This is a genomic window from Vibrio frigidus, from assembly GCF_042465995.1.
Lineage (GTDB): Bacteria > Pseudomonadota > Gammaproteobacteria > Enterobacterales > Vibrionaceae > Vibrio.
In genome coordinates this window covers 1-251 of record NZ_JBCDMC010000082.1, presented here as the reverse complement: position 1 = coordinate 251, position 251 = coordinate 1, and the positions used below count along the sequence as shown (strand labels likewise).

1 protein-coding gene is annotated in these 251 nt (G+C 43.4%); it reads right to left on the bottom strand.

Going from position 1 to position 251, the window contains the following annotated elements:
- Positions 1-251 (bottom strand): hypothetical protein (locus AACW90_RS23070; protein WP_390239401.1); only part of this gene is annotated, 251 nt, incomplete at both ends.

Genomic DNA, 251 nt, shown 5'->3' with positions numbered 1-251 from the left:
GTTCGGTTAACGTTATCTAAACCTGTCATCTCGATTAAAATGGGCCTATTTTCACGAAAACCAACGTCATCCCCATGAAAATGGGGATCTAAGATTCCCGTTTTCACGGGAATGACGAAGTATTTGGGTATTGACCGCCCACATAGGTAACAGATCTGACCGGGCACATGGGTAACAGGTGTTAATGTGTAAGCTTCATAGAGGAGAAGCTTATGCCTTGGAATGAGACCTGTATCATGAGTCAAAGAACA